Origin of the sequence: Streptomyces scabichelini, assembly GCF_011045015.1 — a bacterium.
GTDB classification, from domain to species: Bacteria; Actinomycetota; Actinomycetes; order Streptomycetales; family Streptomycetaceae; genus Streptomyces; species Streptomyces scabichelini.
Window position 1 is genome coordinate 1 of record NZ_JAAKZY010000262.1, and the last position, 13,439, is coordinate 13,439.

At 71.2% G+C, this 13,439-nt stretch carries 14 protein-coding genes; 12 read left to right on the forward strand and 2 right to left on the reverse strand.

The features are described from left to right. Positions 1 to 87: 87 nt before the first annotated feature. Together G5C60_RS44485 and G5C60_RS44490 are read right to left on the reverse strand one after the other, a co-directional pair. Positions 88 to 744, reverse strand: a complete 657-nt coding sequence (locus tag G5C60_RS44485) for a class I SAM-dependent methyltransferase (RefSeq protein WP_165268878.1) — start codon at positions 742 to 744, stop codon at positions 88 to 90. A gap of 219 nt (positions 745 to 963) precedes the next feature. Then, complete coding sequence (locus G5C60_RS44490; protein WP_165268880.1) at positions 964 to 1,737, reverse strand: sulfite exporter TauE/SafE family protein; 774 nt, start codon at positions 1,735 to 1,737, stop codon at positions 964 to 966. Positions 1,738 to 2,075: 338 nt separating this feature from the next. Here G5C60_RS44490 and G5C60_RS44495 point away from each other — a divergent pair, with 338 nt between their 5' ends. The 12 genes from G5C60_RS44495 to G5C60_RS44550 all read left to right on the forward strand — a co-directional run. Next, positions 2,076 to 3,242 (forward strand): GNAT family N-acetyltransferase, encoded by a 1,167-nt coding sequence (locus G5C60_RS44495; protein WP_165268882.1) that lies wholly within the window; start codon positions 2,076 to 2,078, stop codon positions 3,240 to 3,242. 260 nt (positions 3,243 to 3,502) lie between these two features. Next, on the forward strand, positions 3,503 to 4,765 hold the full coding sequence (locus tag G5C60_RS44500; RefSeq protein WP_165268884.1) for a DegT/DnrJ/EryC1/StrS family aminotransferase: 1,263 nt from the start codon (positions 3,503 to 3,505) through the stop codon (positions 4,763 to 4,765). 304 nt (positions 4,766 to 5,069) lie between these two features. Beyond that, a complete protein-coding gene (locus G5C60_RS44505) occupies positions 5,070 to 5,726 on the forward strand; it encodes an alpha/beta fold hydrolase (RefSeq protein WP_338146106.1) in 657 nt (218 codons plus the stop codon). After that, positions 5,710 to 6,429: a class I SAM-dependent methyltransferase gene (locus tag G5C60_RS44510; RefSeq protein ID WP_206440775.1), complete on the forward strand. Its 720-nt coding sequence runs from the start codon at positions 5,710 to 5,712 to the stop codon at positions 6,427 to 6,429. Before G5C60_RS44505 ends, G5C60_RS44510 begins: the two co-directional genes overlap by 17 nt. A 92-nt stretch (positions 6,430 to 6,521) precedes the next feature. Further along, on the forward strand, positions 6,522 to 7,628 hold the full coding sequence (locus G5C60_RS44515) for a class I SAM-dependent methyltransferase (RefSeq protein ID WP_165268888.1): 1,107 nt from the start codon (positions 6,522 to 6,524) through the stop codon (positions 7,626 to 7,628). Positions 7,629 to 7,767: 139 nt separating this feature from the next. Further along, entirely contained in the window at positions 7,768 to 8,283 is a 516-nt protein-coding gene (locus G5C60_RS44520) for an AfsR/SARP family transcriptional regulator (RefSeq protein ID WP_338146105.1), read from the forward strand. Between the two features lie 24 nt (positions 8,284 to 8,307). After that, complete coding sequence (locus tag G5C60_RS44525; RefSeq protein WP_165268904.1) at positions 8,308 to 8,928, forward strand: alpha/beta fold hydrolase; 621 nt, start codon at positions 8,308 to 8,310, stop codon at positions 8,926 to 8,928. 47 nt (positions 8,929 to 8,975) lie between these two features. Next, entirely contained in the window at positions 8,976 to 9,614 is a 639-nt protein-coding gene (locus G5C60_RS44530; RefSeq protein ID WP_165268890.1) for a TetR/AcrR family transcriptional regulator, read from the forward strand. A 90-nt stretch (positions 9,615 to 9,704) separates the two neighbouring features. Further along, a complete protein-coding gene (locus G5C60_RS44535) occupies positions 9,705 to 10,109 on the forward strand; it encodes a hypothetical protein (protein WP_165268892.1) in 405 nt (134 codons plus the stop codon). Between the two features lie 16 nt (positions 10,110 to 10,125). Further along, entirely contained in the window at positions 10,126 to 10,791 is a 666-nt protein-coding gene (locus tag G5C60_RS44540) for a TIGR03086 family metal-binding protein (RefSeq protein WP_165268894.1), read from the forward strand. Between the two features lie 131 nt (positions 10,792 to 10,922). Further along, positions 10,923 to 12,260: an MbnB/TglH/ChrH family RiPP precursor modification enzyme gene (locus G5C60_RS44545; RefSeq protein ID WP_165268896.1), complete on the forward strand. Its 1,338-nt coding sequence runs from the start codon at positions 10,923 to 10,925 to the stop codon at positions 12,258 to 12,260. A 501-nt stretch (positions 12,261 to 12,761) separates the two neighbouring features. After that, the coding region (locus tag G5C60_RS44550; RefSeq protein WP_165268898.1) for a DUF4142 domain-containing protein at positions 12,762 to 13,439 on the forward strand (678 nt) is incomplete at its 3' end.

Genomic DNA, 13,439 nt, shown 5'->3' on the forward strand with positions numbered 1-13,439 from the left:
CCCCTACACCCTCAATAAAGACACTGGCCCCTGCCCCGCTATGCACCCCCGACGTGTGGCCTGGCTCACACACGAGCCACGGGCTGCTCAGGGCTGATTCCATACAAGCGTGTAGCGCCAGAACAACCGTCGTCGCAGCCGCGCGCCGGGGAGGACGTCTCTGGCTTCACGGACGATGTCGTCAAAGGCCATGTCCGCCGGGCGAGTAGGGGCGGTCATGGAGAGGGGGCGTGGCGAGGAGCGGCCCTTGTTCTTCAGCCAGCCCATGGCGGCGTTGGCCGGAATGGCGACAACACCGAGCAGGTGGTCCACAGGGGTCTGGGCCCGGAACAGGCCGACGACGACCAGGGTCCCTCCCGGCGCCAGATGACGTCGGAAACGGGTGAGCGTCTGGGCGAACGGCAGGTGGTGGATCGTGGCGACGCACGTGATGACGTCGTAGGGGCCGGCTGGAAACTCTGCTGCTGCATCCGCGACGTCGAAGGTCACAGGAAGCGCAGCAGGAGTCAGCTTCTGGGCTCGAGCGGTGATCACCGGATCGGAATCGACGGCCTTCACAGCGTAGGCTCGTCCGGCCAGGAGCCTTGCAAGATCACCACTGCCGGAACCGACGTCCAGGGCGCGTTCGAAGCGTCTCGGCAGCTGTCGCAGGATCCAGCGATGGTAGTGGGCGTTGTGATCCCAGGGGTACGTGGCGTTGAACCGTTCAAGAGCCCGCAGGACACGAGGCGACAGGATCTTCATCGCCCCAGTCCATCAACCCGGCCTCCACAACCGAACACCGTGGTGCCTCCGAATGCCGGGTGGTTCTCAGGCGAGCGGCCAGTTGCGCAGGGCGGCGTCGGCCAGGATGGCGGCACCCGGCCGACCGGGTTCGCTCAGGCGGGCGAGTCCGGCGGCCTCGATCGCCAGCTGGCCGGGCGGACTTGTCCGCCCGTGTCGGACGGCGCCGGCGGAGTGGTGTCAGCGCAGCAGGAGTTGCACGATCGCGATGACGCCGACGGCGACGATGACGGCGCGGAGTGCGGTGGACGGGAGGCGGCGGCCGACCTTGGCGCCGATCTGCCCGCCGAGGGCGGAGCCGACGGCGATCAGCAGGACCGCTGTCCAGTCGAACTCGGCGACGAAGAGGAAGAAGCAGGCGGCGATGCCGTTGACGACGGCTCCGAGGATGTTCTTGACGGCGTTGACGCGTTGCAGGTCCTCGTCGAGGAGCAGCCCCATCAGGGAGAGGTACAGGACCCCTTGGGCGGCGCCGAAGTAGCCGCCGTACACGCTCGCGAGCAGCAGTCCGGCCAGGAGGACGAAGCCGCCGTACGGGCGGGAGGTGGTGCCGTTGCTCTCGCGGCGGTGCTGTACGGCTTTGGCCAGGCGTGGCTGGAGCAGTACGAGGACGAGCGCGAGGGCGATCAGTACGGGGACGATCGTGTCGAAGGCCTCGGAGGGCAGGGCGAGCAGCAGCACGGCGCCGCCGAGTCCGCCGATGAGCGCGGTGAGGCCGAGGACGAGTGCACGGCGGCCCTGTCCGCGGAGTTCGGCGCGGTAGCCGATGGCTCCGCTGATGGAGCCGGGGACGAGGCCGAGGGCGTTGGAGACGTTGGCGGTGATCGGCGGCAGCCCGGTGGCGAGCAGCACCGGGAAGGTGATCAGGGTGCCGGAGCCGACGATGGTGTTGATCGTGCCGGCGCCGATGCCGGCCGCGAGGACGGCCAGAGCTTCCCAGATGGACAACGCCATCTCCTTACCTGATCAGGGTGTCGCCTCCCCGCCGCGGGGCAGCCGGTCGAGGGGCTCGCATTGATCCTGCACGATCAGACGCATGGCTCATCGTGTGCGCTCAGCATGTGGGCCGGCCCAGCGCTCGTTCACCGTGGTTGCGGCGGATGGGCCTGGAGGGAAAGGACCACCCGATCCGCACCTTTCCGTTACGACAGACACCCTTGACAGGGTGCGTGCTGTTTCGCGACGTTTGAGGTCGTACACGGCGTGGATCAGCGGATGGCCAAAGACCAGGGACCAGGGAGAGGCAGGACGCTGACGGCGCGTCATGGGGGAATTGGGGGGGGCGGTCGCCCATGCGATCGACTAGCAGTGATTCACATGCAAGAGAGGCCGGCACCGCGACCGGTGTCACCATCCACAGACCCGAGGAGCTGAGCACCTCGCTCCGCGGGGCCTGGCACCGGGCGATGGACGAGTCGCCCGACTACGCCAACCCCTTCCTGGCACCGGAGTTCGCGGCCGGGATCGGCAGATACCGCGGTGGGGCGCGGGTGGCGGTTCTGCATGAGAACGGGGAGCCCGTGGGCTTCTTCCCGTACGAACGCAACTCCTTCGGCGTCGGCCGGGCCATAGGTCTCGGCCTCTCCGACTGCCAGGCCCTCGTCCACCGCCCCGGGATCACCTGGGACACCGAGCAACTGCTGTGCGCCTGCGGGCTGTCCGTCTTCGAGTTCGACCATCTCGTCGAGGAGCAGGAGCCCTTCGGCAAGTACGTCACGGGGACGTTCCCCTCACCGGTGCTCGACCTGAAGCCCGGCGACGGCGACTACGCCCAGTGGCTGCGGGCCGCGTACCCGGGGATAGCGAAGACGACGCTGAAGAAGGAACGCCGCCTGGGACGCGACCTGGGCGAGATGCGGTTCGTCTTCGACGAGCGCGACCCGCGGATGCTCCGCACGCTGATGCGGTGGAAGTCCGCGCAGTACCGCAGGACAGGGCGGATGGACCGGTTCGCGCGGCCGTGGATCGTGGACCTGGTGGACCATCTGTTCCAGGTGCGCGAGGAGCACTTCACCGGTGTGCTGTCCGTGGTGTACGCGGGCGACCGGCCGGTGGCCGCGCACTTCGGACCGAGATCGCGCACTGTGTTGGCGGCCTGGTTCACCGCGTACGACCCCGAGTTCCGCTACTACTCGCCCGGGCTGATCATGCATCTGCGGATGGCCGAGGCGGCGGGCCGGGACGGCGTGACGCTCATGGACATGGGACGCGGTGACAAGGAGTACAAGGACTGGCTCAAGACCCGCGAGCTGCACGTCGGCGAAGGGTTCGCGACCCGCCCCCACCCGGTGGCGACAGCGCACCGGCTGTGGCGCAGGCCGGTGCGCGGCCTGCGGAACACGGTCCTGGCCCATCCCCGGCTGCGGAAGCCGGCCGACCAGTTACTGAAGACGGTCGGCACGCTACGCACGTCGGGCCGGGCGGACTCCGGCGGAGCGGTATCACCCCGCACACGCTGAGCGCATTTCTCCACCCCGGCATGCCGCGACGCAATGTCGCGGCCCGAACGACTCGCACCACGTATCCGTCGTCGCCGACAGCCGCCAGTCCCAGACGGCCGGTCCGAGACTGCCCGTCCAAGACTGCCCATCCAAGACTGCCCGTCCGGGATCCTCCCACCCCACGGCGGCCAGCGACGACGACAGCTCTCGTACGACTAGCTCTCGTACGACTCTTCGACGGCCCTTCGAGCGCCGGCCCTTCGACGGAAGAGGTGACGATGCCGTACGGATCGCGGCTCGCCGCGGCGATGACACGGCGACTCGGACGCGAATGCGTCTACACGCCCTCGGCACGGCTGGCTCTGTACCTGGCGCTGCGGCGCTGGTGCCGGCCGGGCGCACGGGTGCTGATGTCGCCGGTGAACGACGATGTGATTCTTTTCGTGGTGCTCGCGGCCGGGCTGCGCCCGGTGCAGGCACCCGTTTCCGTATGGGACGGCAACATCGACCCGGCCGCCGTACCGGAGTCGACCTGGCGGAGCGTGGACGCCGTCCTGACCACGAACCTGTACGGGATGCCGGACCGGGTCGTGCAACTGCGGCGCCGTTGCGAGGAGTTGGGGATTCCCCTGATCGAGGACGCGGCGCACGCGATCGGTACGCACGTGGACGGTCAGCCGATCGGGACGTTCGGGACGGCGGCGGCATTCAGCCTGTCCAAGCATGTGGCGGCGATGGCCGGCGGTTTCCTCGCCGTCGAGGACGTGCGCACCCGACGGGAGTTGGAGCTGCTGCGCGACGATCTCCTGGTGCCGCGCCGCCTGCGCGGCGACCTGGCCGCGACGCTGCGGCCACTGGCGCGTTCCGCCGTACGCACCCTCCACCTGGTGCGGCCTGCCTGGCGCACGATGCGGCGCCTCGGGCTGCTGGAACGCGACGACTTCCGCATGGCCCTGCACGCGCCGCGGCTCTCCGACCGCGCGCGCGAGGCGCCGAGCCTGGATGCGTACGAGCCGTGGGTGCGCGTCGATCTGCACGACTTCCGGTCGCGTCACGGAGCGCTGGTCCGCGGCCAGTTGGAGATCCGCATGGCCGGCCTCGACGCGAACCTCGCCCACCGCAGGGCCGGTGTCGCACTCCTCTCGGGCACCGCCTGGGCCTCCCCGGCACTCCGCGAACCGGCGACACACGACGGCCCTCTCCCCCTCTTCCGGGTCCCGCTCCTGGTCCACGACCGCGACGCCCTCCTGGAACGTCTGGTGAACCACGGCATGGTCTCCGGATACGTCTACGATCCCCCGCTCGACGACTACGCGGGCCCGGAGTTCGTCGAACCGTCCCCCGATCCGTCGGCCGCCCGCTGGTTCGCCTCCCATGTGCTTCCGGCCGATCCGCTCCTGGCCCGCAGGATCACCAGCGCCCTGACTGGAGAAAAGGCGACATCCGCGCGCCCCTCGGCCCTCGCCCCCTCCGCCGCACCGATGACGGACACCAGGCCAGAGGCTGGTCCTCGCATCACGCCGATGAGTCCAGGGGTCTGAGAGGCGTCTTCGAAGTGGAGGAAGTGGAGGAAGTGGAGGACACACCATGAACTCCGGCTGACAGCGCGCTGTGAGTGCCGCGGGAGGGACGCCGAGCAGGGTCGCGGTGGACGAAAGGAGAGTGCCGATGTCCATCGCCATCCGCCGCGGCACCGTCGACTCCCGCGGCATGCCCATCGCGTATCAGGTGTTCGGGAACGGCCCGCAGACCTGCTGTTCCTTCCGGCGTGGCCCATTCTGGACCACCGGTTGTGGACGGCCCAGTTGGCGGCCTTCGCCGTGACACATCGCGTCGTCGCCTACGATCCGGCGCGGCTCGTCGGGGAGCCGTCGCCGTACTGGAGGAGACCGGGACGCCGTGCTGGTCTCCAACTCGCTCGGGACCGCCGTTGCCCTGCTCATCTCCGTGCAGCATCCGAGGCGGGTGGCGGGGTTCGTGGCCATCGGTACGACGCTGAACGTCCCCGGCACCGCCACCGATCCGCTCACCCGCGCGCTGCTCACCTTCGAGGAGCCGCCGGGCCCGGACGCCGGTGGCTGGGAGCGGTACAACAGGGCCGCGATGGCCGCCGACTACCCCGGCTTCGCCCGCTTCTTCTGCTTCTTCTGCGCGCACGCGCTCTCGCTGCCGGAGGAGCATCCGCTCGTACGGCAGGCGGTCGACTGGGCCCTGGAGACCACACCGGAGGTGCTCGCGGCAACCGTGACCGCCCGTACGGCCACGGATCCCGCCGCCCAGTCGGAGCTGCTGCGCGCCCTCGCCGCCCAGGTCCGGTGTCCGGCGCTGGTCGTACACGGGTCGGACGACCGCATCGCTCCCCCTGCCTTCTCGGATGCCCTGGCCCGGGCGCTGGGGACCAGGGCGCTGATGCTCGACGGGGCCGGGCACTGCCCCCAGGTGACCGAGCCGGACCGGGTCAACCGGATCCTCCGGGACTTCGCGGATGCCCACGTACGGTGACAGCGCCGAGGCAGCGACAGGGCAGTGCGACGGCAGGGCGACGAGAGCCGCGGAGCGGACCGTGGCGGGCATGTCCTTCTCACCGCATCCCGTACGCGGCCGGGCCAACGCCGCGTTCTTCCGCCTGCTGGACGGATACGTCCACCGGCTGGTCGGCACCCGTAAGGCGCGTCTCTTCGCCGGCCTCCCCGAGCACGTCGTGGAGCTGGGTCCCGGCACCGGAGCCAACCTCCGCTACTACCGGCCGGGCACCCGCCTGACCGCCGTGGAACCCAATCCCCACATGCACGGCGCGCTGCGCGCCCGGGCTGCCGCCCTCGGCATCGACACGGAGATCCTGCCCTGCGACGCCGGGCAGCTCCCGCTGCCGGAGGGCGGCACCGACGCCGTTGTGTGCACGCTGGTCCTGTGCACCGTCGACGACCCCGCCCGGGTCCTGGCCGAGGCCCGGCGCATCCTGCGGCCGGGCGGCACGCTGCTGTTCGTCGAGCATGTCGCCGCCCGCCCTGGCACTCCGACGCGGTGGCTTCAGCGGGCCGTACGCCGGCCGTGGCGGTGGTGCTTCGAAGGGCGCGACGTCCTCAGGGAGACCGAGGACACCCTGACGGCGGCCGGTTTCGGACGGCTCACCGTGGACCGCTTCCGCCTCAACTCCCCCTTCCTTCCCGTCAATTCGCAGATTCTGGGCTCGGCGACGCGATGACACCGTCAGGCCCTCCCCCACCGCACGCCCGTGTGGGACGGTTGGGCGGCACCGGGCCGTCGACCGGGCCGCCTGCACAGGAGGTCACGACCATGAACGACGCATCCGCATCCGCTCCTGCCCCGAACGCCGAACGGCTGGCCGAGGAGATCTTCACCGGTCTGCGCTCGACTCTCGAGATCTTCGCCGTCGACATCGGCGTCCGCCGCGGCCTGTACGAGGCTCTGGCCGCGCACGGGCCCATGACGCCCCGCGATCTGTCCAAGACGGCGGGCATCCACGCGCGCTACGCCCGCGAGTGGCTGGAGCAGCAGGCCGTCGCGGGCGTCCTGACCGTCTCCGGACCCGCCGACGAGGACCACGCCTACGAGCGGCGCTTCGAGCTGCCCGCCGAGCACCGGCGGGTCCTGCTGGACCGCGAGGACCCGCTCTATCTGGCGACAGGGCCGCAGTTCGTCGCCTCGATCGCCGACGCCCTGCCCGAGGTGTTGAAGGCGTTCGGCACGGGCGGCGGCGTACCGTACGAGCGCTACGGCCCGGGTACCCGCGACGGCATCGCGGGCCTCAACCGGCCCATGTTCAAGCCCGAGACGCTCCAGTCCTGGGTCGCGGCCCTGCCGGACGTCCACCGACGGCTCACCGACGGCCCGGACGCCCGGGTACTCGACCTGGGCTGCGGACTGGGCTGGTCGACGATCGCCCTGGCCCGCGCGTTTCCCCGGGCCCGGCTGACCGGCATCGACCTGGATGCCGCCTCCGTGGAGCAGGCCCGGCGCAACGCCGGGGAGGCCGGCCTCGGCGAGCAGGTCGCCTTCGTGAACACGAACGCCGCGGGGGCGGGCCTCGACGGCGTGGTGGACCTGGTCACGGTGTTCGAGGCGCTGCACGACATGGCGGACCCGATCGGGGCGCTGGTCTCGGTACGCCGACTGCTGGCCCCGTCGGGCGCGGTACTGATCGGCGACGAGAAGGTGAGCGAGGAGTTCACCGCCCCGGGCCCGGAGCTGGACCGCCTCAACTACGCCTTCAGTCTGCTGCACTGCCTGCCGGCCACCCGTGCGGAGGGCGCGAAGGTGGAGGCGGGCACGGTCCTGCGGCCCGACACCGTACGTGCCTATGCCCGCGAGGCCGGATACGGCTCGGTGGAGGTGCTCGACGTCGAGCACGACCTGTGGCGGTTCTACCGACTGAGCCCTTGACCCGACCCCGCCCGGTGTCGACGAGAGGCCCATGATCACGAGAGGCTGACGAGAGGCTCATGACGACGAGCCGCGCGCGACGCGCCTGCGCTTCCACACGCTGGGGCCGCTGACCGTCACCGGACCGGACGGCACACCGGTGGACGTCGGCGGCACCCGGCTGCGCGCTCTGCTGGGCCTGCTCCTGGTGCGGGCCGGACTCGGGCGCTTCGTGCACGACAACCCCCTGCGGGAGCGCGGCCGTGAGCTGCTGCTGCGGGCCCTGTACGCGGCCGGGCGCCACACTGAGGCGCTGGAGCAGTACCGCGCCTACCGCGAGCTGCTCGCCGACGAACTGGGCCTGGAGCCCTCGGCCGCCCTCCAGCGGCTGGAGGAACAGATCCTCCGCCATGAGGTCTCCCCCGCCATCCGGCCCCGAGGGCATGCGGCACACGAGGATTCGCCCGCCGTCGTGGCCCCCCTTCCTCCGCCACGGGGTCGGCGCCCCGGGCCCGGGGCCCCGGGCTCACCCCTTCGCCGACCTGCGGTCAGTTATCTGCGCGTCGACGGCGACCGCAGACTCGCCTACGCCTATGCCCGCGTCGGAGACGGACTCCCCCCTCGTCGCGGTGCCGGCCTGGGTCACCAGCCTGGACGTGCTGGCCTCCGGCCGTGACCTGCGTTCCTCCCTGCTGGAGCGCTGAGTCGGCACACCGCCCTCACCCTTTACGACCGATGCGGCACCGGTCTTTCGCCGGGACCCGAGGCGGACTTCTCCCTGGAGGCGAGCACGGCGGAACTCGCCACCGTCCTGGAGCACACGGCCCGCGAACGAGACGGCGCCCCGGCCGCGCTGCTGGCCGTTTCCCAGGCGGGCCCCATCGCACTCGCCCTCGCCCTCGCCCTCGCCGCCGAACGCCCCGAACTCGTCTCCCGGCTGGTGCTGTTCGGCACGTACGCCGACGCGGCGAGCACGTTCCCGCCCACGGTGCGCGAGGCGATGCCCCGGCTGCTGCGCTCCCACTGGGGTCTGATCGCCCGCACCCTCGCCGAGCTCTACCGCCCCGGCTGCTCGGCACACGCCGTACGGCACCTCGGCCGCGTGCTGCAGGACTCGGCCGGCGGGCAGGAGGCGGTCGGCTACCTGGGGGCCGGATACACCTTCGACGTCACCCGGCTCCTGCCGAAGGTCCGCGCGCCCGCGCTCGTCCTGCACTACCGCGGCGACCGCGTCATCCCCTTCCGCGGCGGCCGCGACCTCGCGGCGGCCCTCCCCCGCGCCCGCTTCCTGCCACTGGCCGATAGGTCGTCGACTTCCTGACGGATAGGCTGCCGGGCGTCCGACCTGATGGCGACCGGGAGCGAACGATGACACGGCTGGACGGCAGGGTCGAACGGGGCAACCGCACCAGGCAGCTCGTGCTTCGCCGTACCGTCGACATCGCCTCCGTCGAGGGGCTGGAGGCACTGTCCGTCGGCCGGCTTGCGAGCGAGCTACAGCTCAGCAAGAGCGGGGTGTTCGCCCTCTTCGGCTCCAAGCAGGAGCTGCAACTGGCGACCGTGCGCGAGGCCTCGCGCATCTACGTCGAGCAGGTGATCAGGCCCGCGGCCGAAGTCCCGCCCGGAGTCGGCCGGTTGTGGCGGCTGTGCGAGTGCTGGCTGGACTACTCCCAGGGGCGGGTGTTCCCGGGCGGCTGTTTCTTCTACGAGGTCGTCGCCGAGTTCGACGCCCGCTCCGGGCCCGTCCACGACGCGGTCGTACGGGCCCAGCGCGACTGGACGGCCCACGTGGAGCACGTCATCGCGGAGGCCCGCGACACCGGCGAACTCCGCCCCGACACGGACGTACCCCAACTCGCCTTCGAACTTATCGCGTTGATGGAGACGGCCAACGTCACCTCCGTCCTGCACGACGAGACGACCGCCTACCGCAGGGCCCGCGTCGCGATCGCGTCCCGACTGCGCGTGACGGCCACGGATCCTTCGCTCGTGCCCGAAGTGCCCTGACCTGCAAGGCACTTGCCGTTCCAGTACTCCTCTCCAAGAGCGGCCTAAAACAAGTAGCACGATCGTTCGCTTAGTTTTATGCTCGCTCCCATGCGACAAACCATCGTGCGCTCGCCCTGGCAGCCCGGCCCCCGCACCGGCACAAGCGACGGCCCGGCCCTGGTGAGCGTCACCGACTTCACCGCCGACACCTTCCGGCAGTCCTGGTCCGTCGCTCTGGCGGGGCTGCGGCTGCGCCGCACCTGGCCCGTCACCCCTGGCGCGATCGGCCTGTGGTTGTGGGCCGATCCGATGCGCCGGCGCTCGGGTTCCGTGTCGGTCTGGACCGACGAGGAGCGGCTCGGGGAGTTCATCGGCCGGTCCGACCACGTACAGATCATGCGCGCGCACCGCGGCCGCGGGCTGCTGCGGTCGACAGCCTGGGAGAGCGAGCGCTTCGACATGGCCGGCGCATGGGCGCACGCGCACCGCTTCATCACCGAGGAGCACTCATGAAAACCGAGGAGTACTCATGACGAACACCGGCCTCGACATCGTCGAGCTCGACCGGATCGCCGTACGCGAGTCGCTGCGCGTCCTCGACGCAGCCGGCGAGGAGGACTGGGCGCGGCCCGCGCCCTGCACGGGCTGGGACCTGCGGCGGCTCCTGGCGCACATGGCCGCCCAGCATCACGGCTTCGCGGCCGCCGCGCGGGGTGCGGGCGCGGAGGCGGCGTACTGGCGGGAGCCGGAGGACATGAGCGAGCCGCTGCGGACCTACCGGGATGCGGCGACGGCGGTGCTCGACGCGTTCGCCCAACCCGGCGTCGGGGAGCGGGAGTTCGCGTTGCCGGAGCTGGGTCTTGTCCTTCCCGGGCGGATCGCGGTCCGGTTCCACTTCCTCGACTATGTGGTGCACGCGTGGGACGTCGCCGCCTCGCTGGGGGTGGACCTCCGGCTGCCGGACGAGGTGCTCGCAGCGGGGCTGGCCGTCGCCCGGCGCGTACCAGCGGACCCGGCGACGCGCGGCCCTGGCTCCGCGTTCGCGCCGGCGCTCGACGTGCCCGAGGGAGCGGATCCGCTCGACGAGACGCTGCGGCTGCTGGGGCGCTCACCGGATGAATGGCCGGTCGGGAGAACAGCACGGCAAGATCTTCCAGCTGTAGCGGACCGTCCGGAACCTCAAATGTTGCTCTGAACGTCCCCGCCGATGGGTTCGGCCCTGCGTTTCGGGGCGATGACCCGGTCACGCCGGAACGCAGTCCGTCAAAGGAGACGACACACAGGTCCTGGTGAAACCGCGATGCAGCGTGATGAAGGAGGGGGACGATGCAGCGACTGGGTACGGGAATCGGATGGCGGCCGGAGATCGCCGAGGCCGTGGAGCGCATGCCGGGCATCGACTGGGTCGAGGCCGTCGCGGAGAACGTGTGCGCGGGGCATCTCCCCGAGTCGCTGGTGCGCCTGCGCGAGCGCGGTGTCACGGTCGTGCCGCACGGCGTCTCGCTCGGTCTCGGCGGTGCGGAGCGGCCCGACGAGGGCCGCCTCGCGGCCCTGGCCGAGTGCGCCGAGGCGCTGGGGTCGCCGCTGGTCACGGAGCACATCGCGTTCGTCCGCGCGGGCGGCGTCCTCACCGCCTCGCCGCTGCTGGAGGCCGGGCACCTGCTGCCCGTCCCGCGCACCCGGGACTCCCTCGACGTCCTGTGCGAGAACATCCGTATCGCCCAGGACGCGCTGCCCGTGCCGCTCGCAGTGGAGAACATCGCGGCGCTGATCTCCTGGCCCGGCGAGGAGATGACCGAGGGGCAGTTCCTGTACGACCTGGTCGACCGCACCGGCGTACGCCTCCTCATCGACGTGGCCAATCTCCACACCAACCACGTCAACCGCGGCGAGGACCCCGCCAAGGCCCTCGACGAGCTGCCCGTCGAGGCCATCGCCTACGTCCACGTCGCCGGCGGCTTCGAGCGCGACGGCGTCTGGCACGACAGCCACGCCCACGCCGTGCCGCCGGCGGTCCTCGACATCCTCGCGGACCTGGCCTCCCGGGTGCGCCCGCCGGGAGTGCTCCTGGAGCGGGACGAGAACTTCCCCGAGCCGGCGGAGCTGGAGCGGGAGCTGGCGGCGATCCGGGAGACCGTGGATAAGGCGGAGAAGGGGGCTGCTTCCGGGGTACGGGGCGAGGCTTCAGGAGTACGTCACGGGGGTGCCGCGGAGGAAGACGCGAAGGAAGAAACGATCACCGACATCGGCCCCGCCCGTCAGCGGCTGGCCCTCGCGCAGGGCGCCCTGCTCTCCGCGCTCGTCGCCGGGACCCCCGTGCCCGAGGGCTTCGACCGGGTGCGGCTGGCCGTGCAGGCGCGGGCGCTCGCCTCGAAGCGGGCCGATGTCGTGGCCAAGGTCGCTCCCGAGCTGCCGGAGATCCTGGCGGGGGCGTACCGGACGGCGTTCCTGGCGTACACGCACGGCCACCCGATGACCGACGGCTACCGGCACGACGCGCTGGCCTTCGCCGAGCATCTGCTCCTGGAAGGCCGCCTCGAAGACCCGGACGTACGGCGGAAGTTGAGCGACTGGTGGCTGGAGCGCTCGGGCCCCGCCCCACTGTCGCGGCGACCGGCGGCCCGGCTTGCGCGGGCGACGCGACGGGTTCTGCTGAGGCGTTGACGCCCTTCTTCGACCGAGGCGTCGAGGGCTCCCGGCCGGAACGGGGAGGGCTCCCGGTCGAAGCGTGCAGGCCTCTCGGCCAAGGCGTGGGGGTCTCTCGGCCAAGGCGTGAGGGTCTCTCGGCCGAAGCGTTGAGGGGCTCTCGACGGAGGCGTAGTCGCCTCCGCGAGCACGTGATATCGCTCACGCGAACGATACGGACGCCCAGCCGTACGAGTAAATCAGGCCACTTCCCTGCTCAGCGCGGTCCGTGCCCCCGCCGGGCCGCGCGCCCGCGCACCCAGCCGGGACCTGACGCCCCCGGCCGGACGCGAGCCCGCCGCGATCACGGCCGCCTCCCGTCACACCGCTTCCACCTGCGGGAATGCCGCGCCGGGCAGCCCGGCGCGCGGTCTCGTCCCGGCCGTCCAATCCCGTACGGCAGCTGGCGTACTCAGTGGTAGTAATATGCCAAGCTCCCTTCGAAGCGCACTAACGTGCGGTGCCGCAACAGGAGGCACCATGCGATCCACCAACCGCCGTGGCGTGTTCAGCGGCACCGGGCTCCTCATCTCGGGGCTGGCGGCGACCCTCGTGGCGCTGATCTTTCCGGTCTGGTCGTACGAGGACCGTTCGGGCACCGGCCTGGACACGCTGAACGCCGAGACCGTACAGACGGATTACGGTCCGCTGTCCGCCCTGGACCGGGAGTTCATCACCAAGGTTCGGCTGGCGGGCCTGTGGGAGCTGCCCGCCGGCCAGCAGGCCGGTGAGCGCGGTACCACCCAGGCCGTACGCACGGCGGGCGAGCACCTCGTCGAGGGGCACACGTTCCTGGACGCCCGGGTGCGCAGTGTGGCCGCGCGGCTCGGCCTCGAACTGCCCAACCAGCCGAACGAACAGCAGCGGGAGTGGCTCGCCACGCTGAGCGCGGCGCACGGCGAGAACTACAACGTGCAGTTCGCGAACATCCTGCGCAAGGCGCACGGCAAGGTCTTCGGCCTGGTCGCGGAGATCCGTGCGAACACCCGCAACTCGCTGGTGCGCGACCTCGCCGACGACGCGAACACCACGGTCCTGGACCACATCAAGGTCCTGGAGGCGACCGGTCTCGTCGACTTCGACGCCCTGGCCCGTGACGCGGCCGGCGCGGTCACGCCCCCGGTGACCAACTCCCCCGCCCCACCTGGTCCGACGGCC

Coding starts and splice junctions, on each gene's coding strand:
- G5C60_RS44515 (WP_165268888.1), top strand. CDS start 6,522: ATGAACGACGCATCCGCATCCGCTCCTGCCCCGAACGCCGAACGGCTG.
- G5C60_RS44530 (WP_165268890.1), top strand. CDS start 8,976: ATGACACGGCTGGACGGCAGGGTCGAACGGGGCAACCGCACCAGGCAG.
- G5C60_RS44485 (WP_165268878.1), bottom strand. CDS start 744: ATGAAGATCCTGTCGCCTCGTGTCCTGCGGGCTCTTGAACGGTTCAAC.
- G5C60_RS44535 (WP_165268892.1), top strand. CDS start 9,705: ATGCGACAAACCATCGTGCGCTCGCCCTGGCAGCCCGGCCCCCGCACC.
- G5C60_RS44490 (WP_165268880.1), bottom strand. CDS start 1,737: ATGGCGTTGTCCATCTGGGAAGCTCTGGCCGTCCTCGCGGCCGGCATC.
- G5C60_RS44495 (WP_165268882.1), top strand. CDS start 2,076: ATGCGATCGACTAGCAGTGATTCACATGCAAGAGAGGCCGGCACCGCG.
- G5C60_RS44540 (WP_165268894.1), top strand. CDS start 10,126: ATGACGAACACCGGCCTCGACATCGTCGAGCTCGACCGGATCGCCGTA.
- G5C60_RS44510 (WP_206440775.1), top strand. CDS start 5,710: ATGCCCACGTACGGTGACAGCGCCGAGGCAGCGACAGGGCAGTGCGAC.
- G5C60_RS44500 (WP_165268884.1), top strand. CDS start 3,503: ATGCCGTACGGATCGCGGCTCGCCGCGGCGATGACACGGCGACTCGGA.
- G5C60_RS44545 (WP_165268896.1), top strand. CDS start 10,923: ATGCAGCGACTGGGTACGGGAATCGGATGGCGGCCGGAGATCGCCGAG.